This window comes from Serratia sp. PAMC26656 (genome assembly GCF_016469055.2).
GTDB lineage: Bacteria > Pseudomonadota > Gammaproteobacteria > Enterobacterales > Enterobacteriaceae > Serratia > Serratia plymuthica.
On record NZ_CP150486.1, the window covers coordinates 19,454 to 42,827 of the forward strand.

19 protein-coding genes are annotated in these 23,374 nt (G+C 57.3%); 9 read left to right on the forward strand and 10 right to left on the reverse strand.

What is annotated here, in order from left to right; genetic code table 11:
* Positions 1-51: 51 nt before the first annotated feature.
* From JEM67_RS00650 to JEM67_RS00680, 7 genes are all read right to left on the reverse strand, one after another.
* The gene (locus JEM67_RS00650; protein WP_013810939.1) at positions 52-1,320 is read right to left on the reverse strand and encodes an MFS transporter; all 1,269 of its coding nucleotides are present in this window, start codon (positions 1,318-1,320) and stop codon (positions 52-54) included.
* A gap of 108 nt (positions 1,321-1,428) precedes the next feature.
* Positions 1,429-2,388, reverse strand: a complete 960-nt coding sequence (locus JEM67_RS00655) for a sugar kinase (RefSeq protein ID WP_126527299.1) — start codon at positions 2,386-2,388, stop codon at positions 1,429-1,431.
* Between the two features lie 5 nt (positions 2,389-2,393).
* A complete protein-coding gene (locus JEM67_RS00660; protein ID WP_013810941.1) occupies positions 2,394-3,146 on the reverse strand; it encodes a sugar phosphate isomerase/epimerase family protein in 753 nt (250 codons plus the stop codon).
* 183 nt (positions 3,147-3,329) lie between these two features.
* Positions 3,330-4,346 carry a LacI family DNA-binding transcriptional regulator gene (locus JEM67_RS00665; protein ID WP_041415800.1) on the reverse strand — a complete coding sequence of 339 codons (1,017 nt, stop codon included), beginning with the start codon at positions 4,344-4,346 and terminating at the stop codon, positions 3,330-3,332.
* 156 nt (positions 4,347-4,502) lie between these two features.
* Entirely contained in the window at positions 4,503-5,162 is a 660-nt protein-coding gene (locus JEM67_RS00670) for an OmpA family lipoprotein (RefSeq protein WP_199636378.1), read from the reverse strand.
* A gap of 132 nt (positions 5,163-5,294) precedes the next feature.
* On the reverse strand, positions 5,295-5,729 hold the full coding sequence (locus JEM67_RS00675; protein WP_199636379.1) for an N-acetyltransferase: 435 nt from the start codon (positions 5,727-5,729) through the stop codon (positions 5,295-5,297).
* Entirely contained in the window at positions 5,726-6,292 is a 567-nt protein-coding gene (locus JEM67_RS00680; RefSeq protein WP_013810945.1) for a DNA-3-methyladenine glycosylase I, read from the reverse strand. The genes JEM67_RS00675 and JEM67_RS00680 overlap by 4 nt, the downstream gene beginning before the upstream one ends.
* A 198-nt stretch (positions 6,293-6,490) precedes the next feature.
* Here JEM67_RS00680 and JEM67_RS00685 point away from each other — a divergent pair, with 198 nt between their 5' ends.
* Both JEM67_RS00685 and JEM67_RS00690 read left to right on the forward strand, forming a co-directional pair.
* Positions 6,491-8,476: an autotransporter outer membrane beta-barrel domain-containing protein gene (locus tag JEM67_RS00685; RefSeq protein WP_199636380.1), complete on the forward strand. Its 1,986-nt coding sequence runs from the start codon at positions 6,491-6,493 to the stop codon at positions 8,474-8,476.
* Between the two features lie 782 nt (positions 8,477-9,258).
* Entirely contained in the window at positions 9,259-10,002 is a 744-nt protein-coding gene (locus tag JEM67_RS00690) for a helix-turn-helix transcriptional regulator (RefSeq protein WP_199636381.1), read from the forward strand.
* Between the two features lie 204 nt (positions 10,003-10,206).
* Here the strand turns inward: JEM67_RS00690 and JEM67_RS00695 are convergent, their stop codons facing one another.
* A complete protein-coding gene (locus JEM67_RS00695; protein ID WP_199636382.1) occupies positions 10,207-11,547 on the reverse strand; it encodes an MFS transporter in 1,341 nt (446 codons plus the stop codon).
* 263 nt (positions 11,548-11,810) lie between these two features.
* Here JEM67_RS00695 and glyQ point away from each other — a divergent pair, with 263 nt between their 5' ends.
* Both glyQ and glyS read left to right on the forward strand, forming a co-directional pair.
* Positions 11,811-12,725, forward strand: coding sequence for a glycine--tRNA ligase subunit alpha (gene glyQ, locus JEM67_RS00700; RefSeq protein ID WP_006321728.1), 915 nt, complete (start codon positions 11,811-11,813; stop codon positions 12,723-12,725).
* 9 nt (positions 12,726-12,734) lie between these two features.
* On the forward strand, positions 12,735-14,804 hold the full coding sequence (glyS, locus tag JEM67_RS00705) for a glycine--tRNA ligase subunit beta (RefSeq protein WP_126479543.1): 2,070 nt from the start codon (positions 12,735-12,737) through the stop codon (positions 14,802-14,804).
* A gap of 39 nt (positions 14,805-14,843) precedes the next feature.
* Here glyS and JEM67_RS00710 read toward each other — a convergent pair whose 3' ends face one another.
* A complete protein-coding gene (locus JEM67_RS00710; RefSeq protein WP_199636383.1) occupies positions 14,844-15,848 on the reverse strand; it encodes a Fic family protein in 1,005 nt (334 codons plus the stop codon).
* A gap of 225 nt (positions 15,849-16,073) precedes the next feature.
* Between JEM67_RS00710 and JEM67_RS00715 the strand changes: the two genes are divergently transcribed.
* The 4 genes from JEM67_RS00715 (at position 16,074) to JEM67_RS00730 (ending at position 21,101) form a co-directional block, all read left to right on the forward strand.
* The gene (locus JEM67_RS00715) at positions 16,074-16,793 is read left to right on the forward strand and encodes a DUF3053 domain-containing protein (RefSeq protein ID WP_013810950.1); all 720 of its coding nucleotides are present in this window, start codon (positions 16,074-16,076) and stop codon (positions 16,791-16,793) included.
* A 532-nt stretch (positions 16,794-17,325) separates the two neighbouring features.
* Complete coding sequence (locus JEM67_RS00720; RefSeq protein WP_013810951.1) at positions 17,326-19,245, forward strand: PTS mannitol transporter subunit IICBA; 1,920 nt, start codon at positions 17,326-17,328, stop codon at positions 19,243-19,245.
* 58 nt (positions 19,246-19,303) lie between these two features.
* A complete protein-coding gene (locus tag JEM67_RS00725; RefSeq protein WP_199636384.1) occupies positions 19,304-20,455 on the forward strand; it encodes a mannitol-1-phosphate 5-dehydrogenase in 1,152 nt (383 codons plus the stop codon).
* 94 nt (positions 20,456-20,549) lie between these two features.
* Entirely contained in the window at positions 20,550-21,101 is a 552-nt protein-coding gene (locus tag JEM67_RS00730; protein ID WP_041415802.1) for an MltR family transcriptional regulator, read from the forward strand.
* Here the strand turns inward: JEM67_RS00730 and JEM67_RS00735 are convergent.
* Complete coding sequence (locus tag JEM67_RS00735) at positions 21,098-21,706, reverse strand: LysE family translocator (protein ID WP_013810954.1); 609 nt, start codon at positions 21,704-21,706, stop codon at positions 21,098-21,100. The genes JEM67_RS00730 and JEM67_RS00735 overlap by 4 nt on opposite strands.
* 139 nt (positions 21,707-21,845) lie before the next feature.
* Between JEM67_RS00735 and JEM67_RS00740 the strand changes: the two genes are divergently transcribed.
* Entirely contained in the window at positions 21,846-23,312 is a 1,467-nt protein-coding gene (locus JEM67_RS00740; protein ID WP_013810955.1) for a PLP-dependent aminotransferase family protein, read from the forward strand.
* Positions 23,313-23,374 lie beyond the last annotated feature (62 nt).

The following is a 23,374-nucleotide window of genomic DNA, read 5'->3' on the forward strand; positions in this document are numbered from 1 at the left end:
ACAACCTGAAATCCATTGGATATGTTCAACAGAAAATAAAGTATAACGAGATCAGGCTACTTGTGGATGAACCTCGTTGCGGGCGGGTTTGACGATCAGCGTCACGACTACCGCCACGACCAGCGCTATCGCCATAAACATATAAGAAGCGGACGGGTTGCCGGTTGCGCCGTTCAGGTAGCCGACGAACCAGGAGCCGAAGAAGGAGCCCAGCGCACCCATGCTGTTGATCAGTGCCATCGCGCCACCGGCGACGTTTTTCGGCAGCATTTCCGGAATGATGGCGAAGAAGGGTCCGTACGGGGCATACATTGCCGCACCGGCGATCACCAGCAGACCGTAGGAAACCCAGAAATGGTTGGTGCCGACGGCATAGGAACCGAAGAACGCCAGCGCGCCAATCAGCAGCAGCGGCCAGACGAACAGTTTGCGGTTCTGCATTTTGTCCGAGGCCCAGGACACCAGGATCATGGAGATAGTCGCCGCCAGGTAAGGCACCGACGACAACCAGCCGGCTTCCACCATGCCCATTTGCATGCCGCTGCGCAGAATGGACGGCAGCCACAGCACGAAGCCGTATACGCCGATGCTCCAGGCGAAATACTGTACGCACAGCAAGATCACGTTGCGTGAACGGAAGGCTTCGCCGTAGTTGCGCACCGCCTTGATGCCTCTCTGCTCCTCGTCAAGCTGCTTTTGCAGCGCAGATTTTTCGTCTTCGCTCAACCATTTGGCCTGCGCCGGCTTGTCTTTCGCCAGCACCCACCAGCAGAAGGCCCAGAGTACCGCCGGAATACCTTCGATGATGAACATCTCGCGCCAGCCGAAGGCGTGGATCAGGTAGCCGGAAACCACCGACATCCACAACACGGTGACCGGGTTACCGAGGATCAGGAAAGTATTGGCGCGTGAACGTTCTGATTTGGTGAACCAGTTGCTGATGTAAATCAGCATCGCGGGCATCACGGCGGCTTCCACCACGCCGAGAATAAAGCGAATGGCGGCCAGCATCGGGATATTGCTGACCACGCCGGTCAACGAAGCGCAGCCACCCCACAGGATCAGGCACCAGAAGATCAGTTTTTTTACGCTGCGGCGTTCGGCATAGATCGCGCCGGGAATTTGGAAGAAGAAATAGCCAAGGAAAAACAGCGCGCCCAGCAGCGAGGACATGCCTTTGGTGATGCCCAGATCGTCGTTGATGCCGGCGGCTGAAGCAAAGCTGAAGTTAGCGCGGTCGAGGTAGGCCAGGCTGTAGGTGATAAACACGATGGGCATGATGTACCACCAGCGTTTGGCCGCGAGAGTGACTGTATTCATGTTCAGATTCCTCAGTGTCGGAGTGGTGCTCTCCCGGCGAGTCTGGTTGTAGGGCCAGAGGTGTGTGCCGTTCGGAGAAGGCTGTTAACTGTTTTATGTTTGTTATTTTTATTCAGCCAGTGCCGCGCGGGTTGGCAACCCTTCGCTGTCGCCGATAGCCTGGATCGCCAGCGAGCCGATTTTATTGCCGCGTTGCACCGCCTGTTTCAGCGTTTTGCCCTCCAGCAGGGCGCTGATCGTCCCAACGGCAAAGCCGTCTCCCGCACCTACGGTATCCACTACGTTGCTGACTTTGATCGCCGGCACCGTGGCCCGATCGCCGGCGGCGGTTTTAAACCAGGCGCCGTCCGGGCCGGTTTTGATGATCACCGCTTGGACGCCGCGTTCCAGGTAGAAGTCGGCGATGCCTTCCGGCGTGGATTGGCCGGTAAGAATTTGCCCCTCTTTGAGCCCCGGCAGTACCCAGTCGGCAGCGAACGCCAGCTTGTTCAACTGGTCGATCATCACCTGTTGGCTGGACCACAGCACCGGGCGCAGGTTGGGATCGAATGAAATGGTCTTGCCCATGGCGCGCATTTCACGGGCGGCATGGTTGCACAGCTCCAGCGATTGGCCGGACAGGGCCGCAGCCACGCCGCTCAGGTGCAGATGGCGTGCGGAGCCGAAGTAGTCGCGGTTAAAGTCGGCGGTCGACAGGTGGCTGGCCGCTGAGCCTTTGCGAAAATATTCCACGCTGGGATCGGTACCATCGGTGGTTTTCGATTTGATCTGAAAACCGGTTGGATAGTTGCCGTCTACCGTGACTTGCTGGAAGTTAATGCCTTCTTTTTTCAGCTGTTGCAGGGCGAAACGGCCGAAAGCGTCGTTGCCGACCCGGCTGACCCAGCCCACGTTCAGGCCCAGGCGCGCAAGGCCAATCGCCACGTTCAGCTCGGCACCGGCAATGCGTTTGGTGAAGGTCTCGACTTCAGCCAGATCGCCGGTTTGCGTGGCCACGAACATCGCCATGGCCTCACCCAGCGTAACTACGTCCAATGGCGCATTACGCGCCGCTGTCAGCGTTGTCATGATGTTTACTCCGCACGCAGAAGGTTAACGTAGTGGCGGGTAACGGCTTCCAGGCTGTCACCCTGCAGAGGGAATTCGATGCCGCGCGGCGCGTCCAGCGGCAGGCGGGCCAGCAGATCGCGCCAGCTGCCGTCGGTGTCGTCCAGCGCCACTGCGCGCCAGCCGCGCGGGCCGTGGGTGGCGGCTTTAACGTGAACATAGCTGACGTGGTTCGCCAGGCGTTCTGCGGCGGCGAAGGCGTCTTGCTCCACCCAGTGCCAGTTGGCCATATCGAACGTCATGCTGACCGGCAGGTGGTTGTCTTCCGCCGCATGGAAAAAGGCATTCAGCAGCGACAGAATGCCGCAGTCAGGGGTCTGGTCATTTTCCACCACCAGGTTGACCGGGTGCTGCTCCAGCGCCACTTTCAGTTCGGTAAAATCGAAGCCCGGTTGGTAATGCCCAAGGGAGAGCTTCAACTGACGTGCATGCAGCACCTGGGCTTCGGCCAGCAGCGCCGGCAGGTTTGGGTTCAGCGTATGCTGTGGGGTAAACAGCGCTTCAGGAGCGGAATAAACGGCAAAAAGCTGCTGCTGTTCAATCGCCTGAGCCAGCGCCGGCAGGCTTTCCAGCTCCTGAGCGGAAAACAGCTCGCGGCGGATCTCCACGCCATCAGCGCCCGCCCCGGCAATGATCGGCAGTAAAGCGGCTTGCCCACCCTGTTGCTGAACCACATCGGTGCCGTATGCGCCGGTCACTACGATAATTTCTCTTTTCATTTTGGCTCCTGAGGTGGCGTTATTCCCACCGCTGCTGTTAAGGGTACGTTAAATGGAACCGGTTCCAGGTGAAAGCGACAGAATGTAAAAATATGATCGCAATCACGAACATGAGCAAAAAATAGTCTTTCGGAGGAGGCGGAGAGGCGCCGTAAACCGCGCCACTGCTGGGGAAAGAGGAGGTTAGCGGGTGGTGGAGCCGCGCACGATCAGTTCACCGGAGAACATCTGTTCGCCGATAGGCGCATCCAGGCCCTGAATACGTTGCACCAGTTGTTCCAGCGCCGCGTGGCCCATTTGATAGGTCGGCTGCTTCAAGGTGGTGATGCCTACTCCCGCCAGTTCGGCCCATTCCAGCTCGTCAAAGCCGAGCAGGCCGATATCGCTGCCCCATTGAATGCCCAACCGGCGCATGGCGCGCGCTACCTGCAACGTCAGCGCGCCGTTGGCGGACATCACCGCCTTGCGCATACCGCGGTGGCGGGCATTAAAGCCGCTGAGCACGCTTTCCAACTGCTTCAGGTCGTTAAGCGGCGTCTCGGCCTGTTCGGCCAGCAGCCCGTCATGTTGCGCCATGGTTTGGTTAAAGGCGTGCAGCCGCTCCAGCCGGGTATTGACCGTGCCGATGGGTTCGCTGAGAAACAGGATGGCTTCGAATCCCTGCTGCAACAGATGTTCGGTGGCGGTGGTCGCCGCCTCATGGTTGTTCAGGCCGACCACGTCGCAGGCGAAATCAGGGATTTTGCGGTCGATCAGGACCATCGGCAGCATGGATTGTTGCAGCGTCGACAACGCTTCTTCACGCATGCCGACGGCGTTGACCACGATGCCCTCCACCCGGTAGCTGCTGAGCAGCTGCAGGTAGTGTTGCTCCTGATTGACCTCGTTATTGGTGTTACACACCAGCAGGGTAAAGCCGTGTTGACGGCAGGCGGCTTCGATACCGCGCATGACGTCCACCGAGTAGGGGTTGGTGATATCGGCGATGATCAGACCAATCAGGCGCGTTTGCCCGCCCTTCAGGCTGCGGGCCATCTGGCTCGGCCGGTAGTCGAGCTGGTGGATTGCCTGTTCGATGCGCTGTTTGAGATCGTCAGAAAGCAGGTGCTGCTCACCATTCAGATAGCGCGATACGCTGGTCTTGCCGGTTTTGGCGGTTTTCGCCACATCGCTGATGGTGGCGCGCCCCGAGGCGCGCATTGCCTTAACAGTGCTCACTGCCGATCTCCCCTGCGGTTAATTGCCAAGGAGACTACCACACCCGGCGCGGAGCCGGGAATGCTGAATGGCAGGTTGTGTGTGACTAAGGGATGGGCGGAAAGCGAGAAGCGGCGGGGCTTGGCGCCCCGCACGGGATTACTGCAGCGGACTGAGGGTGATCTCGACGCGGCGGTTTTGCGCCTTGCCTTCCGCCGTGCTGTTGGAGGCGATCGGATTATCCGGGCCTACGCCTGAGGTGCGGATGCGGTTTGCCGCCACGCCCTGGGTGATCAATGCGCTACCTACGCCGTCGGCGCGCTGCTGCGACAGGGTCATGTTCAGGGAGCGGGAACCGGAGCTGTCGGTGTAGCCGATCACGTTAACCGCCGTTTTTGGGTATTCCTTCAGCACCATGGCAACGCCGGTCAGGGTGTTGGCACCCGCCGGTTTCAGGGTAGCGCTGCTGCTGTCGAAGGTGACATTGTTCGGCATATTCAGCACGATATTGTCGCCCTGGCGGGTGACGCTGACGCCCGTGCCTTTCATTTTGTCGCGCAGCTTGGCTTCCTGCACGTCCATGTAATACCCCGCGCCGCCGCCCAGCGCAGCGCCGGCTGCTGCGCCGATCAGCGCACCTTTGCCGCGGTCTTTTTTCGACGAGGAGATCATGCCCACGCCGGCACCCAGCGCCGCGCCAATGCCGGCGCCAATACCGGATTTACCGGCTTCAGATTCCCCGGTGTACGGGTTGGTGGTACAGGCTGACAGCGTGAGCGCAACGCTCACCGCGCCGGCAATAATCGCAATGCGTTTCATGTTTTTTCCTTAACAAGCGGATAGAAGCTGAGCCTGTTATCAGGGAAAAATCAGAGGAATACCATGCAGCGGATTCTGAATTGACCGCACCCCGGTGCGGGATGCGTTATTTTTAAGCGAAATCGACAGAATTCAGACGGCCGGCGGCCAGTTCATGATCAGCGTATAAGCCTGGGTTTCTTCATTGAACAGCCGTTGGGATACCTGAAAACCCTGCTTGCGGTAGAACGCGCAGGCACGCAGATTTTGCTCGTATACCTCCAGACTCAGTTGGGGATAGCGCTGCTGTACGTGCGTCATCAGCGCCTGGCCGACGCCGTGGCCGTGAAAGGCCTGTTCGACAAACAGCGCCCCGATAAAACGGTCATCCAGCACGCTGATAAACCCGACGATCTCCCCTGCGTGGCAATACGCCCAGCTTTGCGCCCGCGGCAGATAGCTATCCCGCACCAGCACAGCGCTTTCCCGCCAGTAACTTTCCACCACGAACGGGTGGGCGGCGATGGTGCTGGGTAACCACAGGGCCATCAGCCGCGGCATATCGGTCGGGCGGCAGGGGCGGATCATTTCTGCTTTGGGTAGCAAATACACCCGGTCAGATGATCGTTCACCAACCCGCAGGCCTGCATAAAGGCGTAACAGATGGTGGAGCCGATGAATTTGAAGCCGCGTTTTTTCAACGCTTTGGACAAGGCATCGGACAGCTCGGTTTTCGCCGGCACCTGGCTCAGCGCTTGCCAGCTGTTGAGCTGTGGCTCGCCACCGACAAAGCCCCAGATAAAGGCGGAAAAATCTTCGCCGGCCGCTTCCATGGCCAAATAAGCTCTGGCGTTGGTGATGATGGCCTCGATTTTGCCGCGATGGCGGATGATGCCGCTGTCTTGCAGCAGCGTTTCCACGTCCTGCTCGGTCATGGCCGCCACCCGTTGCGGATCGAAATTGTGGAAGGCGCGACGGTAATTTTCACGCTTTTTCAGCACAGTGATCCAGGAAAGCCCGGCTTGCTGGCCTTCCAGGCACAGCATTTCAAACAGTTCACGCGCATCGGTGGTCGGTGCGCCCCATTCTTTATCGTGATAGTCGAGATATAACGGATCTGCCGTCACCCAACCGCAACGTTCGCTGGCCATACTGCCTGTCCTTAAGCTGTGTTTATTTACAGTAATCATCGCCTGAAGCGGCAAGCTTGGCAAGCCCCTGATTGTTTTATCATCAACTGGCTTGACGTGACGGAAAAGCCAGCAATATTTACTAGATGGCCGCAGGCAGAAAAAGGCCAATGATAAAAAACGGGTTTCCTTCATTTGCTGGCTCTCAGGAGTCTCTTCATGCCTCTAAAAATAACTTGCATGCCCCGCCCGGCGGTGCTTGCAGTGGCGATATTATGCAGTATGACTGCTCCGGCGCTGGCCTATGACCAGGTTTACGTATTTGGCGATAGCCTGAGCGATACCGGCAACAATGGCCGCTTTACCTACGACGGCAATAAACACCTGCTGTATGACGAAGTGCTGGCGCAACGCATCGGCGCTGCGTTGGTGGCGTCGGACGACGGTGGCTACAACTATGCCGCCGGCGGCGGTGTGGCGGTGCCGGCGCTCAACCCGGCGGACAATACTCAGGATCAGGTGCAGAGCTACCTTGCCAGGGCCCATGGCCGGGCCGATGGCGACGGTCTGTATATTCACTGGATTGGCGGCAACGATCTGGCGGCGGCGGCGTTAAACCCGACAACCGCGTCGGGCGTGGCCTATAACAGCGCAGCCGCCGCAGTGCAGGTTCGTTCGCTGTTGAATGCCGGCGCCGGTACGGTGATCGTACCGACGGTACCGAATATTGGTTCAACGCCGCAGCTGATGGAGCTGATTATCCAGCAGGCGCTGACGCCGGTGCAGGGTGCCGCAGTCCAGGCGGCCTATGCCACTCTCCATTCGCTGACTACGCCGGATAATGCTTCGCGCACCCTGGCTATCCATCAGGCGCTGACTTCCGCCGCCGCACAGGCCAGCGCAATCCCGCAGGTGCAGCAGGCGATCGCCGCACAGCTGATTGCCGCCTTTGACAGCCTGAGCGCTCAGGCCGCGCAACTGACCGATTTTTATAACCAGAGTGAGGATCGCCTGCTGGCGCAGGGCGGTGGCAATGTTGTTCGCGTCGATGTGAACAAGCTGTTCGCCGAAGCGATAGCCAATCCGGCGGAGTTTGGCTTCGCCAATACCGCCGGCATGGCTTGTCCGGCTGGCGTGTCGTCGGCGGTGTGCAGTTCCGCCGCGCCAGGTTTCGACGCCAGCCAGTCCTATCTGTTCTCCGATCATTTTCACCCCAGCCCGCAGGCGCATCTGTTGATTGCCGATTACATTCAGGCGGTGCTGGATGGCCCGGCGCAGGTGGTGGCGCTGAATCAGGCGACGGCGGCGATGGCGCGTGACAGCCGCGCGACGCTCGACAGCCGTTTCCAGCAACTGCGCAATGGCGACAACCCGCAGGGTGCGCTGGGCGTCTTCGGCGGCTATGCCGGGCAGCATTATGATTACTCAGCCAATAAGGCGGCGGGCGACGGCAACGCCACCACCCATAATATGACGGTTGGGGTAGATTATCAGTTGACCGAAGGCTGGCTGATTGGCGCGCTGATATCCGGTTCCAATGACGATCAGCAGCCGTCCAGCCGCTATGAATACAAGGCGCGCGGCCTGCTGTTGTCGGCCTTTACCGCCCTTGATCTGTTTGAGCACGGCTGGGTGAATGCCGATCTGCACTACGCGACCATGGATTACGACGACATTCGCCGCAGCATGCAACTCGGGCCGCTAACCCGCACCGAAACCGGCTCGACCTCCGGCAAGCAGTGGGGCGCACGCCTCACCGCCGGTTATGATTTCCCGATCACCTCTTATCTGACGACCGGCCCAATGGCGCAGTTTGCCTGGGATTACAGCAACGTCTCCGGTTACAGCGAGGATGGCAACAACAGTACCTCAATGCGTTTTAACGACCAGACCTACCATTCGCAGATCGGCGCGTTGGGCTGGCGGCTGGACAGCCAATTTGGCCTGTTTAATCCGTATGCCGAGGTGAGCTATCAGCATCAGTTTGGCGACGATGTCTATCGGGCCGGCGGTGGGCTGAAGTCCACGCAAACCTCGTTCACCCGCGACAGCGCTGGGCAGGATAAAAACTGGGTGGATGTGACGCTGGGGGCGAACATGCCTCTGACTGACCAGGTGGCGGCGTTCGCCACCGTTTCGCAAACCGGCGGCCTGAGCAGCGGCGAGCAGTTTATGTATAACGTCGGCGTCAGCGCGCGGTTTTGATCGTTAAGGCTCGTGGGCCTAAGGCACAAGGCCCACACATCTTCATCAGTCATTTTCTTTCCGCTTGCTCCTTCGCCTTATGCGACAAAATCACACAATTGCCATAAATAATGACTCATCTTCTGGTTGGAATCCTTTCCTGCTACGGTTTGAAAATATTGTGTTTATTTGGCATTCGAACCGCAGGGGTAAGGCGCTCGCCGTATAGGCTATTTACATGCCATAAGAAAAAGCATAGTGTATCGACTGTACTTTAGTAGGGTGCTTGAAGTGAGGTGCCTTACGGCGACAACGTATGAAGTTAAAGAAAAAAGTCGCTTTAGAATTTATTGCGCAACACCAGGGAATCATTATTAATCAATAAGATGAGATTTTTCATCGTTGTTATTAGTCCTTCATCCCACTCGAAGGTGCCTTCTGGCGCTTCTATTTTCCTCTCTGGCGATCTGCCTGGTATCGACATAGCGTAAGGATGTTCATTTCAGGTCAAGTAACGGCATTGTTCGCTGATTTTTCAGCTCATCCATCAACCACTTAGTACCATGCCTTTTATCCAGATATAACTTTAGACGAGCAGTCGGTTTGTTTTTTACCCTATGACAATCTCTATTGTGATCGGATCTTAATATATATTTCATAATGTGCCTATCATGATTATTATTTCGATGTGAAATAATAATCATTAAATGCGTTGTTGATGAATGTCAGTTAACAAATGTATCAGTGTGGCATTGGATTAGCATGCTATATTATACTTTTGTTTTCTTTCAAGGAGGTGTTACGTGACTAGCTCATTCTTCGATAATGAATCAATCAATGAGAAAATTAAAAGGGATCTGGAAAACAGTCTTATAAGTTATAATAATATAAAGTACGTTTATGCAATAATGAATAAAAGAAATCCGGCAAATTTTTCTGTCATATCAAACAGAATGGATTGGTTTGAACTCTACACGAAAAATAATTTTCAGTTTATCGACCCCGTCCTTATCACTGCATCCAGTCGGATTACCCCATTTCCCTGGGATGAAAACCTCATCGTCGAGTCAGGGGTGAGATTCTCAAAGTTATTTGACGCGGCTAAAGATTATAACATCGTTAATGGTTATACTTTTGTGCTGCATGATCATCATCATAATCTCGTCGTGTTGTCTTTATTTTTGGATGCTCTGTACTCTGAAAATAGAGGGAAGTTAGAGAAAAATAAAAACAAAATTCAGATGTTATTAATAACTACGCATGAAAAATTAATCACTGAATACCAGAATATTAGCAGTGCGAGATATTTTGAAAGAATAAATGACAAAGAAATTTTCTCCGCTCGCGAAAATGAAGTGCTTTATCTGGCAAGTATGGGGAAATCCTATCCAGAAATTGCACTTATCTTGGGTGTGAAGTTAACGACAATAAAATATCATGTTGGTAACGCGGTAAAAAAACTGGGCGTCACCAATGCTAAGCATGCCATTAGACTTGGAGTCGAGCTGCAGCTCATCAGGCCCGTGCTCCTTGACGCGGAAGGTTAACGGGCGAGTATCGCAATCTGATTTTAAGCCTGGGTTGGTTGATGCGAACGACCAATATTTGCCGGTTGCGGCCGTCAATTTGTACGTAAACCCATTAATTTCTGCGATAGATAATATGAAGCGTCACTATCGGCGGGAGCTGAAATTAACTTAATGCAGAATGCGCTGACCTGAAGGCATCCTTGCCTCAGGGCCTTGCTGTTGTCAGGAAGATGTTTGCTGCATGCCACTGTGATTCGGTAGCGAGCCGTCAGCTCTCATCTTCCTTTCCGGTTGCAGCAGGGTCATGCACAGCATGCTGCAGAACGATACCGCGGCGGTGGCGAAGAACATGGCGCCATAGCCGTGGTGCTGCGCCAACCAACCGCTCAGCATCGGCGCGGTGATCGACGCAATATTGGCGATCGCCAGCGTCATGCCGCTGTAAGCGCCCACCGATGCCTTCGGCGTGACGTCGATCACCACCGACCAATACACGTTATTCACCAGCGCATTCAGCGCATTGCCCAACGTCATCAACAGAATGATTTCGGTGGCCGTGCTCATAAACGGGATCAGCAGGAAGCAGGTGGCGGTCAGCAGCAGCGTCACCGCCGCAAATAGGTTGCGTGCCAGCCGCAGGTTGTCAAAACGCCGCAGCAAAGCATCGGCGATGCGGCCGCCGAGCAGCACGGTAAAGCAGGCGCCGCTCCAGGGGATCATCGCTACATACCACAGCGAGTGCAGATCGTAGTTAAAGGTGTCCTGCAGGTATTTCGGCCCCCAGGTGACCAGCACAAAGGTGACGTAGAGGAAAGAGAAGTAACCCAGGGCGTTAAACACCAGCGTGCGGTTAGTGAAAAATGCCCACCACGGCAGGTGCGGTTGTCGGCTGTCCGGTTCCTGATCGGCGCCGATGGCCGCCAGTTCGCTGGCGTTAACCAGAGGATGCTCCTGTGGCGTATCGGTAAAGACGCGGGCGAACAGCAAAATGGCGATCAGCGAGAACAGGCCCAGCAGGATAAACATGCTGCGCCAGTCATCGGTCAACAGCAGCAGCCCCACCGCCAGCGGTGCGGTGAGCAGCGAGCCTACCTGGGTACTCAACAGGCCGATGCCCAATGAAAATCCCCGTTCCTTGCGCGGTGCCCAGTTGGCGATGGTTTTGTTCATCAGCGCGTAGGCCGGGCCTTCGGCAAAGCCGAACATGATCCGCAGCGCGGCGAAGCCCATGATCGCCGAGCCACCGAACAGCGCCACCCCCAGCTCGCCGGCCCAGGCGGTGGCGATCTCCAGCAGCGACCACAGCGCACCGGCCATCAGCCAGACTTTTTTGGTGCCGATGCGGTCGGCCAGAAAGCCGCCGCACAGCGAACCGAACAAATAACCGAAGCCGAAGTAGCCCAGCACGGCGCCCAGCTGCGCCTTGTTGAAGTTGAATTCATGCGAGATATCGTTGGCGGCGAAGGATAACGCGCCGCGATCGACGTAGTTGATCAGCGCTATAAAAAACACCATGGCGAAAATACGGTAGCGATAGCGGCTGTCGGTTAAGGCGTTGGTCATCAGCGAACCTCCTGAAACGTTTGATATCAGGACGCTGCAAGGTTGGTGCCAGTCTCGGTGTCCGTTGCGGGACGGGGTATGGCGGCGGTGCGGGTACGTTGAACGGGCATCCTGCATGGGCATTTGCCCTGTGATGGTGCATGAAAAGGCGACGCATCTTCGCCGATTCGCACTTGTTGCCGGATTCTGGCTGTATATCTTACGGTCAACGGGTATACTGGCCCATTCCATATAAATCCACTTGTATCGCGTGCGAATTCAACATGCAAAAGTTTGATACCAAGACCTTTCAGGGCCTGATCCTGACACTGCAGGACTATTGGGCGCGCCAGGGCTGCACCATTGTTCAACCATTGGACATGGAAGTCGGCGCGGGAACCTCTCACCCGATGACGTGCCTGCGCGCACTTGGCCCAGAGCCGATTGCCGCCGCCTATGTGCAGCCGTCCCGTCGCCCGACCGACGGCCGTTACGGTGAAAACCCTAACCGCCTGCAACACTACTATCAGTTCCAGGTGATCATTAAACCGTCACCGGACAACATTCAGGAACTGTACCTCGGCTCGTTGAAAGAACTGGGTCTGGATCCGACCATCCACGATATCCGCTTCGTAGAAGACAACTGGGAAAACCCGACGCTCGGCGCCTGGGGCCTGGGCTGGGAAGTATGGCTGAACGGCATGGAAGTGACGCAGTTCACTTACTTCCAGCAGGTCGGCGGCCTGGAGTGCAAACCGGTTACCGGCGAGATCACTTACGGTCTGGAGCGCCTGGCGATGTACATCCAGGGCGTGGACAGCGTCTACGATCTGGTCTGGAGCGACGGCCCGCTGGGCGTGACCACCTACGGTGATGTGTTCCACCAGAACGAAGTGGAGCAGTCCACTTACAACTTCGAGTATGCCGACGTCGACTTCCTGTTCTCCTGCTTCGAGCAGTACGAGAAAGAAGCGCAGTCGCTGCTGGCGTTGGAAAAACCGCTGCCGTTGCCGGCTTACGAACGTATTCTGAAGGCCGGCCACACCTTCAACCTGTTGGATGCGCGCAAGGCGATCTCGGTGACCGAGCGTCAGCGCTATATTCTGCGCATCCGCACGCTGACCAAAGCCGTTGCCGAGGCCTACTACGCTTCCCGTGAAGCGCTGGGCTTCCCGATGTGCAAAAAGAACGAGAACTAAGAGGCAGCCATGACTCAACAGACTTTCCTGGTGGAAATCGGCACGGAAGAGCTGCCGCCGAAGGCTCTTCGTTCACTGGCAGAATCTTTTGCCGCGAATTTTACCGCTGAGCTCGATAGCGCCAACCTCGAACACGGCGAAGTGAGTTGGTTCGCCGCTCCGCGCCGTCTGGCGTTGAAAGTGGCCAATCTGAGCGCTGCACAGGCCGATCGCGAAGTCGAAAAACGCGGCCCGGCGATTGCCCAGGCGTTCGACGCCGAAGGCAAGCCGAGCAAAGCGGCCGAAGGCTGGGCGCGTGGCTGTGGCATCACTGTCGATCAGGCCGAGCGCCTGGTGACCGACAAAGGCGAGTGGCTGCTGTATCGCGCCCATGTCAAAGGCCAGTCCGCGCAAGCGCTGCTGGCAGGCATGGTCAGCACTGCGCTGTCCAAACTGCCGATCCCGAAACTGATGCGCTGGGGCGACTCCGAGGTGCAGTTCGTGCGTCCGGTACACACCGTGACCCTGCTGCTGGGCGATGAACTGATCCCGGGCACCGTGCTGGGTATCGATTCCGCTCGCACCCTTCGCGGCCACCGTTTTATGGGCGAAGCCGAGTTCACTATCGACAACGCCGACCAATACCCGCAGATCCTGCTGGAACGCGGTAAGGTGATTGCTGATTACGAAGCCCGCAAGGCGCTGATCAAGCGCGACGCCGAGCTGGCGGCGCAGCAGATTGGCGGCAAGGCCGATCTGAGCGAAAGCCTGCTGGAAGAAGTGGCCTCGCTGGTGGAATGGCCGGTGGTGCTGACCGCCAAATTCGAAGAGAAATTCCTGGCGGTGCCGGCGGAAGCGCTGGTGTACACCATGAAGGGCGACCAGAAGTATTTCCCGGTGTATGACGCTGCGGGCAAACTGCTGCCGAACTTTATCTTCGTGGCGAATATCGAATCCAAAGATCCGCAGCAAATCATCTCCGGTAACGAGAAGGTGGTGCGCCCGCGTCTGGCCGATGCCGAGTTCTTCTTCAACACCGACCGCAAAAAACGTCTGGAAGACAATCTGCCGCGTCTGGAAACCGTGCTGTTCCAACAGCAGCTGGGCACCCTGCGCGACAAGACCGATCGCATCCAGGCGCTGGCGGGCTGGGTTGCCGGCCAAATTGGCGCCGACGTAAACCACGCTACCCGCGCGGGTCTGCTGTCGAAGTGCGATCTGATGACCAACATGGTCTTCGAATTCACCGACACCCAGGGCGTGATGGGCATGCACTACGCGCGCCACGACGGCGAAGCGGAAGACGTTGCCGTTGCGCTGAACGAGCAGTATCAACCGCGTTTTGCCGGCGATGCGTTGCCGGAATCGCTGGTGGCCTGTTCGCTGGCGATCGCCGACAAGATGGACACCCTGGCCGGTATTTTCGGCATCGGGCAACATCCGAAAGGCGACAAGGATCCGTTCGCTCTGCGCCGTGCTGCATTGGGCGTGCTGCGTATCATCGTTGAGAAAAACCTGCCGCTGGATCTGCAGACACTGACCGAAGAGGCCGTGCGCCTGTACGGCAGCAAACTGAGCAATGCCAAGGTCGTCGACGAGGTTGTCGAATTCATGCTGGGCCGTTTCCGTGCCTGGTATCAGGAAGAAGGCCACGCCGTCGACACTATTCAGGCGGTGTTGGCACGTCGTCCGACCAAACCGGCGGACTTCGACGCGCGCGTCAAGGCGGTGACCCACTTCCGTACGCTGGAAGAAGCGGCGGCGCTGGCGGCGGCCAACAAGCGGGTGTCCAATATCCTGGCTAAATCCACCGATACGTTGAACGATCGCGTTCACGCATCGGTATTGAAGGAAGCGGCCGAGATCCAACTGGCGACCCATCTGGTGGTGCTGCGCGACAAACTGGAGCCGGTGTTCGCGGCAGGCGACTATCAGGATGCGTTGGTGCAACTGGCTGCCCTGCGCGAGCCGGTGGACGCATTCTTCGACAACGTAATGGTCATGGCCGAGGATGACGCCGTGCGCGTCAATCGCCTGACGCTGTTGAGCAAGCTGCGTGAGCTGTTCCTGCAGGTGGCGGATATCTCCGTATTGCAGTAAGCGGTTCTGTCGTGAAAAAGGCGCCTGCGGGCGCCTTTTCTATTGCTGGCGGCGCTGTGCTGCGCCTTCTGCGGTGAGCCGGTATTGTTGCAGACGGCTGTTGGGTTTATCCGGTAGCGTCATTTCGATCCATCCTGCATTCAGCGCAGGTTGCAGATAACGTTCGCGGAAAGATTTCCGATCCTGCAGTTGCAGTGCGCTCTGAATGGCCCCGCGCGACATCTCTCCCTTTAGCGTCGCTAACAGCTCGCCGACTTGGGGGGTGACTTGAGGGGTGACGTGGGGGGTAAGACTTTGCTCCAGCGCCCGCAAAATCATCTCCAGCATAAACTCCACAAAGGGTGCGCAGTCGGTGCGTTGGTTACGGGTATTGAGTGCCTGGTAATATCCGGATTGATTGTTATGCACCAGACTTTCAACCGGTACATTGGCAAACAGCGGGTCCCAGCGTGAAAGAATTAACGTTTGCCACAATCTGCCCATACGCCCGTTACCATCGGCAAAGGGGTGAATAAATTCAAACTCATAATGAAACACGCAACTGCCGATCAACGGCGGCAGGTCTGTTTCTTGCAACCAGACCAGCAACTGATGCATCAACGGGGATACACGCTCTGCCGGCGGCGCCATGTGAATGACCGTTTTTCCGTTCATGACTCCGACGCCACCGCGACGATAATGCCCGGCGTCTGGCAGTAGACTTTCCATCAACATACGGTGTGCGGCGAGTAAATCCGCAACCCGGTGGGCACGCCAATGGTTCAGGTTTGCATAGCAACGAATGGCATTGAGGGCTTCCTGAATTTCCCGTGGCGGTGCAATGATGCGTTTTCCCGCGATGATGGCGGTAATCTGTTCTTCACTCAGGGTATTTCCTTCAATAGCCAGTGAGCCCTGAATAGTGCGGATACGGTTGATGCGACGCAGCCGTAGGCTGTGCTCCTGTTCGGCCTGCATCTTTAGGCGAGCCAGCGCAGCGCCCACATCGGTAGTCAGATGTAGAATGCGTGAGGTGATGGTCAACGGTGGCGGATAGGATGACATGCGCTGGTTGGCCCGGTGAGAAATGATACAAAAGTGTACCATGTGCCAGAGCCCGTGCAGTAGCCTGTTACCTTTGGGCAAGCGGCCTTTCACCACAGAATCGCAACCGAATGGTGAATCGCGTATCGGATCGCACTCAGTTGATCTATTCTTATAGGCGCACGGAGTGCAACAAAAGGGACGGAGTCCGATGAGAAAGCAGGTTTATAACAGGAGTTATGTCACATGGCGGTAGGGATCCAGAGCAGAGTTTTCGCGCGTTGGTTGGCCCCGGTATTGGCATTGTTGGTGGTCATGCAATTGACCGCCTGCGGCGATAAAGAGCCGGAACAACGCAAGGCGTTTGTTGATTACTTACAGAATACGGTTATGCGCAGCGGCGCGAAAATCCCGACGCTGAGCGAAGATCAGAAGCAGAAATTCGGCAACTATGCCGGTGATTACGCCATCCTGGTTGGTTTTTCCCAACAGTTGTCCAAATCGCTGGATGCCAGCCTGACGCCGGCGTTGGATCAGATTAACCAGATCCGCACCGCGCAGGATTACATGAGCAAGCGCGACTCGCTGCAGCAATCCGTTGGGGCGCTGAACCTGTTGGGTCAGCAGATTCAGTCGGCCAAGTCACAGGCGGACACCTCTCGGGCAGCGCTGAAGCAACCTGACGATCTGAAAGCCGTTTATAATCAGGCGTATGACAAGATTGTCACCGGGCCGGCCAATGCGCTGATGCCGGTGATTCCTACTACCGCCAGTTTCGTTCAGGATCTGGTGCAGGTCGGGGATTTCCTGCGCACTCAGGGCAATCAGGTAAGCTTTAACAACAACGGCGTGCAGTTCCGTACTTCTCAGCAGGCAACGCAGTACAACACCATGATGTCGAATCTGGTAGCCAAGCAGCAGGATTTACTGAATGCACAGAAAACCGTTACTAGCGTAACCCAGTAATTGTTTTTAAGAGGCCGGCTTGCCGGCTTCTGTTATTTATCCCCCCAGCTTTCCAATAGCTTGCTCACTTCTTCTCCATCGCTTCTGTACTACACTTCAATTAGTCATCGTATTTCGTCATGTAGTTTTCTTACATTCATCACATCGCTATTTCCCGGCGGGATGAGTGCTCACAGGGAAGGTCTTCCTCAAACCAGGATTCGGTAGTCACTGATAAAATAAATTGTGATTAATGTCACAATTTAAAAACAAACACGCGACGATTAAGTGTGATGTTTATCACTGTTTTTGCGCATTTACGCGGGTTTTGTTCTCGTTGTGTTTTTTTTACACGGAGTAATTGTGACGAATATCACTATAAGTGCCCGGTGTATGGGGTGTTTAGCGTGACGTTGATCACGAAAAGTTCGTGAAGTTCGCGTGGTAAAAACAGCGTGATAGAGTCCACTCGCAGACAGCACCAACACGGCTGGATCGTAACAACAATAATCACGCGCTCTATTGTCAGCGCGTAACAATAGGGGTGTGTTTTATGTTTTCACCAGACATCAAAGTCAAAGTTCAAAACTTTGGCCGCTTCCTGAGCAACATGGTGATGCCCAACATTGGCGCCTTTATCGCCTGGGGTATCATCACCGCGTTATTCATTCCTACCGGCTGGCTGCCGAATGCAACTCTGGCCAAACTGGTTGGCCCGATGATCACTTACCTGCTGCCGTTGCTGATCGGTTTCACCGGTGGGCGGTTGGTGGGGGGCGATCGTGGCGGGGTCGTCGGTGCCATCACCACCATGGGGGTGATCGTCGGTGCAGACATGCCGATGTTCCTCGGGGCGATGATTGCCGGCCCGCTGGGCGGCTGGTCGATCAAGCATTTTGACCGCTGGGTCGACGGCAAAATCAAAAGCGGCTTCGAGATGTTGGTGAACAACTTCTCCGCCGGCATTATCGGCATGTTGCTGGCGATTTTGGCATTTATGGCCATTGGCCCTCTGGTGGAAGTGCTGTCGAAACTGTTGGCGGCCGGCGTACATGTGATGGTGGTGAATAACCTGCTGCCGCTGGCGTCAATCTTCGTCGAACCGGCGAAAATCCTGTTCCTGAACAACGCCATCAACCACGGTATCTTCTCGCCGTTGGGCATTCAGCAGGCTACTGAGGCCGGCAAGTCAGTGTTCTTCCTGATTGAAGCCAACCCGGGCCCGGGCATGGGCGTGCTGATGGCTTACATGTTCTTCGGCCGTGGCAGCGCCAAACAGTCTGCAGGCGGTGCGGCGATCATTCACTTCCTCGGCGGTATCCACGAAATTTACTTCCCGTACGTGCTGATGAATCCACGCCTGCTGCTGGCGGTGATCCTGGGCGGCATGACCGGCGTGTTCACTCTCACCCTGCTGAACGGCGGCCTGGTTTCTCCGGCTTCCCCTGGCTCCATCCTGGCGGTACTGGCGATGACGCCAAAAGGCGCTTACTTTGCCAATATTTCGGCGGTTGCGGCGGCCTTCGCCGTGTCCTTCGTGGTCTCCGCTTTCCTGCTGAAAACCTCCAAAGTGAAGGAAGAGGACGATCTGGAAGAAGCGACCCGCCGCATGCAGGAGATGAAATCTCAGGCTAAAGGCGGTGCTGCAGCGCACGCCGCGGTGGACGGCGACCTGACTACCGTACGTAAAATCATCGTCGCCTGCGATGCAGGCATGGGCTCCAGCGCCATGGGCGCCGGCGTGCTGCGCAAAAAAGTGGCGGACGCCGGGCTGAAAAACATCTCCGTGACCAACAGCGCCATCAATAGCCTGCCGGACGATGTGGATCTGGTGATCACCCACCGCGATCTGACCGAGCGTGCGATGCGCCATGCGCCACAGGCCCAGCACATCTCGCTGACCAACTTCCTCGACAGCAAGCTGTACAGCGATCTGACCGAACGTCTGGTGGCGGCCAACAAAACCACCGATAACCAGCAAAAAGTCATCAGCACGCTTGACGACAGCTTTGAAGCGACCGAGCAAAACCTGTTCAAACTGAGCGAAAGCAACGTGTTCCTTAACCTGCAGGCCAGCGATAAAGAACAGGCAATCCGCTTTGCCGGCGAACAACTGGTTAAAGGCGGCTACGTAGAGCCGGAATACGTCCCGGCGATGCTGGAGCGTGAAAAACTCACCTCCACCTATCTGGGCGAGTCGATCGCGGTGCCGCATGGCACCATCGAAGCCAAAGACCGGGTGCTGCGCACCGGCGTAGTGTTCTGCCAGTATCCGCAGGGCGTGCGCTTCGGGGATGAAGAGGATGAAGTGGCGCGGTTGGTTATCGGCATTGCCGCCCGCAACAACGAACATATCCAGGTGATCACCAGCCTGACCAACGCGTTGGATGACGAAGGCGTCATCGAGCGGTTGGCGAATACCACCAGTGTGCAGGAAGTGCTGGACCTGCTGGGTGGCAAAAAAGTCGGATAACAGAATCATTTTAAAGGGGGCAGCTTGCTGCACCCTTCGACATTGGAAAGGTAGGAATATGAAAGCATTACATTTCGGTGCAGGGAATATCGGGCGTGGTTTTATCGGCAAGCTGCTGGCGGACGCGCACGCCGAACTGACCTTTGCCGACGTTAACCAAACCGTGCTGGACCTGCTGAACAGCCGCAAAAGCTATCAGGTTCACGTCGTGGGTGAGCAGGCGCGGGTTGAGAGCGTGAATAATGTCAGTGCGGTTAACAGCGGCAGCGAAGAGGCGGTGGCGCTGATCGCCGAAGCGGACATCGTGACCACCGCCGTCGGCCCGCAGATCCTGGCTAAAATTGCTGGCACTGTCGCCAAAGGACTGATCAAACGCCATCAGCAGGGTAACACTCGGCCGCTGAACATCATCGCCTGCGAAAACATGGTGCGCGGCACCAGCCAGTTAAAACAGCACGTGTTCGACGCGTTGCCGCAAGATGAGCAGGCGTGGGTCGAACAGCATATCGGTTTTGTCGATTCGGCAGTGGACCGCATCGTGCCGCCGGCGGAAGCGGGCAGCGACGATCCGCTGGAAGTGACGGTAGAAACCTTCAGCGAGTGGATTGTCGATCAGACCCAGTTCAAGGGCCAACCACCGGCGATCGCCGGCATGGAACTGACCGATAACCTGATGGCGTTTGTCGAACGCAAGCTGTTTACGCTCAATACCGGCCATGCCATCACCGCTTACCTTGGCCAACAGGCCGCTCTGCTGACCATCCGTGATGCGATCCTCGACTCGGCTATCCGCCGCGTGGTGAAAGGCGCGATGGAAGAGAGCGGTGCGGTGCTGATCAAGCGCTACGGCTTTGACGCCGACAAGCACGCAGCCTACATCGACAAAATCCTCAGCCGCTTTGAAAACCCGTATCTGCACGATGATGTCGAGCGCGTGGGCCGCCAGCCGCTGCGTAAACTGAGCGCCGGTGACCGCCTGATCAAACCGCTGCTGGGCACGCTGGAATATGGCCTGCCGCACGACAACCTGATCCAGGGTATCGCCGCCGCAATGAGCTACCGCAGTGAGCAGGATCCGCAGGCGCAAGAGCTGGTGGAGTTGTTGACCAAACTGGGGCCAAAAGCGGCTCTGGCGCAAATTTCCGGCCTGCCGGTTGAAAGTGAGGTTGTAGAACAGGCGGTTGCTGTGTATAACGCCATGCAAAAGTAGATTCAGTATGACGAATCCACGGGCGCGGCAAGCTGCGCCCCCATACCCCGACTTCAGCATTGACGGCATCTCCCAGGCCATTCGAAAAGCGACGATGATCGAGCCACAGGCATTTGAAAATCAGGTTCTGGAAAAGCTGAACGCAGGCAAGACGGTGCGCAGTTTTCTGATCGCGGCGGTAGAGCTGCTGGCGGAAGCGCTCAACGTGTTGGTGGTTCAGGTGTTCCGCAAGGACGACTATGCGGTGAAGTATGCCGTTGAACCGCTATTGTCCGGTGCCGGCCCCTTGGGTGAGCTGTCGGTGCGCCTTAAGCTGATGTACGGGCTGGGCGTTATCTCGCGTCATGAGTACGAAGATGCAGAACTGCTGATGGCGATGCGCGAAGAGCTCAATCACGACGGCTCGGAATACCGCTTTGTCGACGATGAAATCCTCGGCCCGTTCGGCGAACTTCACTGCGTGGCCGCGCTGCCGCCGGTGCCGACTTTTCTGCAGCCCGGCGAGGCGGAAGAATCGCTGATCGCCATGCAGCGTCAGCGATACCAGCAGGTGGTGCGTTCCACCATGGTGCTGTCGATTACCGATCTGATCGCCGGCATCGGCGCCAAACAACCGTCCCGGCTTTCTCCTCTCGGCCGCGGTTAAGCAAAGGCCGAGCGCCACTCATCGAACAACAGCCACAGCGCCGTTACCGCCATCAAACCCGCCATCGTCGCGTTAAACAGCCGCAGCTTCCAGGTGACGCGCAGCGCATCGCGCAGGCGATCGCCCAGCGCCGCCCACACCAGCACGCAAGGGATATTCAAGGCGACAAAGCCGGCAACGAGCATTAGCGTGTGGCTAAGACTGGTCCCTTCGCGCGGGGTGAACAGGATCGCGATGTTAATGGCCATCAACCAGGCTTTGGGATTTACCGCCTGGAACAGCGCGCCGTTGAGCAACCGCATCGGCTGCGCCTGCTGTTTGGCATCCGGCGAGGTTGCCTGGAACAGCTTCCACGACAGCCACAGTAAATAGGCGCAGCCAATCACCGCCAGCGGGAAACGGATCGCCCCGGCCCAACTTAGCACCAGCGCCAGCAGGCTGGTGGTCAGGGCCAACTGTACCCCACAACCAAGGCTGATGCCGAACACCATCGGCAGGGTGCGGCGCAGGCCGAAGTTGACCCCAGAAGAGGCCAGCAGCAGGTTGTTGGGGCCGGGGGTGATCGACATCACCGTGACATAACTGATAAAGGCGGTGTCCAGCATAACGGGTTCCTTAAACGACACAGTAGCAAAGGAACCAGCATAAAACCTGCGAGCGGATGGTGACAGAACCAGAAACCCGCTATTGTTACGGGTACAGTTTTGTAAGAAGCAAACTGTACCCATTACCTGGAGAGAAACTGTGACCCTGCTCGATGAAATGCCTGAAACGCGTTATCAGCAACTGGCGGATACCCTGGCGCAGGCCATTCGCCGCGGTACGCTGCTGCCCGGCAGCCGTTTGCCTTCGGTGCGCCGCTGCGCGCAGGCCCACAGCGTCAGCATCAATACCGTGGTGGCGGCCTACCGCGCGTTGGAAGACCGTGGGCTGATCGAAGCGCGGCCACAGTCCGGCTTCTATGTACGCAGCACGTTGCCGGCGCTGAAAGCCGCCTCGCAGCCCAGTAGCCGGATAGAGCCGCCGGCGGACGACGTGCTGGCGCTGATCGACACGGTGTTTGCCGCCCAGCAGAACCCGGCGTTCACCAACCTGTCGCTGGCCTGCCCGCAAACCTCTGATTTTTATCCGGGCGGCAAACTGGGGCGGATGCTGTCGTCTCAGTTGCGTCGCCAGCCCGATCTGATCGGCAAGTACGCGTTGCCGCCCGGCAGTTTGCGGCTGCGCCAGCAGATCGCCCGCCGCTCGATGACGTTGGGTATGCTGGTGGAACCTGGCGATATCACCCTGACCCACGGCTGCATGGAGGCGCTGCAACTGGCGTTGCGTGTGACCACCAAGCCGGGCGACTGTATCGGGCTGGAGTCGCCGACCTATTTTTATCTGCTGCCGCTGCTGGCCAGCCTCGGGCTGAAGGCGCTGGAAATCCCGACCGATCCGCAGCATGGCCTGTCGCTGGACGCGCTGGAGCTGTTGTTGAATGAGAAGCGGCTGGATGCGGTGATCGCCATGCCGACGGTGCAGAATCCTCTGGGTTGCACCATGCCGCTGGCGGCCAAAAAGCGGCTGGCGCGGCTGATGAACGATCATCAGGTGCCGCTGATTGAAGACGGGCTGTACGCCGAGATTCAGTTCGGCGGCGCGCTGTCGCCGGCGGTGAAATCTTTCGATCGCGACGGCTGGGTGCTGTTTTGCTCCAGCTTTACCAAGACGCTGGCGCCGGATTTCCGCATCGGTTGGATCGCCGGTGGGCGTTTCAACGAAGCGCTACGCAAGCTGAAGGCGGTGTCATCGATGGCGGAATCACATCTGTTGTCGGAGACGCTGGCGATGTTCCTGGAAACCGGCGGCTACGATCATCATTTACGCAACCTGCGTAAGCGCTACGCCGCCCAGGTGGAGGAGGCACGTGCGCTGATTGCCCGCCATTTCCCACGCGGCACGCGGGCGACGCAGCCGGCGGGCGGTTTTGTGTTCTGGGTCGAGTTGCCGGACGGGGTCGACAGCGTGGCGCTGTTCCATCAGTTGCTGGAGGAACAAATCTGCCTGACGCCGGGTACGCTGTATTCCCCCAGCGGCCGCCACCGCAACGGGCTGCGGCTCTCTTGCTGCTATCCGTTTAATGCACGTTATACCCAGGCGCTGGCGCGCGTGGGGGCGAAAGCCTGTGAGATGAGCGGATTGCCGCCGGGAATCGAGCAAGGCGAGTAACTGCGTGCGCATTTTGCTACAATGTGGGCATCATTGATTAGCGTGCCGTACAGGCACAGACA

Excerpts from the sequence above, each read along its gene's own strand:
- JEM67_RS00650 (WP_013810939.1), bottom strand. The coding sequence starts at position 1,320 with ATGAATACAGTCACTCTCGCGGCCAAACGCTGGTGGTACATCATGCCC.
- JEM67_RS00655 (WP_126527299.1), bottom strand. The coding sequence starts at position 2,388 with ATGACAACGCTGACAGCGGCGCGTAATGCGCCATTGGACGTAGTTACG.
- JEM67_RS00660 (WP_013810941.1), bottom strand. The coding sequence starts at position 3,146 with ATGAAAAGAGAAATTATCGTAGTGACCGGCGCATACGGCACCGATGTG.
- JEM67_RS00665 (WP_041415800.1), bottom strand. The coding sequence starts at position 4,346 with ATGCGCGCCTCGGGGCGCGCCACCATCAGCGATGTGGCGAAAACCGCC.
- JEM67_RS00670 (WP_199636378.1), bottom strand. The coding sequence starts at position 5,162 with ATGAAACGCATTGCGATTATTGCCGGCGCGGTGAGCGTTGCGCTCACG.
- JEM67_RS00675 (WP_199636379.1), bottom strand. The coding sequence starts at position 5,729 with ATGATCCGCCCCTGCCGCCCGACCGATATGCCGCGGCTGATGGCCCTG.
- JEM67_RS00680 (WP_013810945.1), bottom strand. The coding sequence starts at position 6,292 with ATGGCCAGCGAACGTTGCGGTTGGGTGACGGCAGATCCGTTATATCTC.
- JEM67_RS00685 (WP_199636380.1), top strand. The coding sequence starts at position 6,491 with ATGCCTCTAAAAATAACTTGCATGCCCCGCCCGGCGGTGCTTGCAGTG.
- JEM67_RS00695 (WP_199636382.1), bottom strand. The coding sequence starts at position 11,547 with ATGACCAACGCCTTAACCGACAGCCGCTATCGCTACCGTATTTTCGCC.
- glyQ (WP_006321728.1), top strand. The coding sequence starts at position 11,811 with ATGCAAAAGTTTGATACCAAGACCTTTCAGGGCCTGATCCTGACACTG.
- glyS (WP_126479543.1), top strand. The coding sequence starts at position 12,735 with ATGACTCAACAGACTTTCCTGGTGGAAATCGGCACGGAAGAGCTGCCG.
- JEM67_RS00710 (WP_199636383.1), bottom strand. The coding sequence starts at position 15,848 with ATGTCATCCTATCCGCCACCGTTGACCATCACCTCACGCATTCTACAT.
- JEM67_RS00715 (WP_013810950.1), top strand. The coding sequence starts at position 16,074 with ATGGCGGTAGGGATCCAGAGCAGAGTTTTCGCGCGTTGGTTGGCCCCG.
- JEM67_RS00720 (WP_013810951.1), top strand. The coding sequence starts at position 17,326 with ATGTTTTCACCAGACATCAAAGTCAAAGTTCAAAACTTTGGCCGCTTC.
- JEM67_RS00725 (WP_199636384.1), top strand. The coding sequence starts at position 19,304 with ATGAAAGCATTACATTTCGGTGCAGGGAATATCGGGCGTGGTTTTATC.
- JEM67_RS00730 (WP_041415802.1), top strand. The coding sequence starts at position 20,550 with ATGATCGAGCCACAGGCATTTGAAAATCAGGTTCTGGAAAAGCTGAAC.
- JEM67_RS00735 (WP_013810954.1), bottom strand. The coding sequence starts at position 21,706 with ATGCTGGACACCGCCTTTATCAGTTATGTCACGGTGATGTCGATCACC.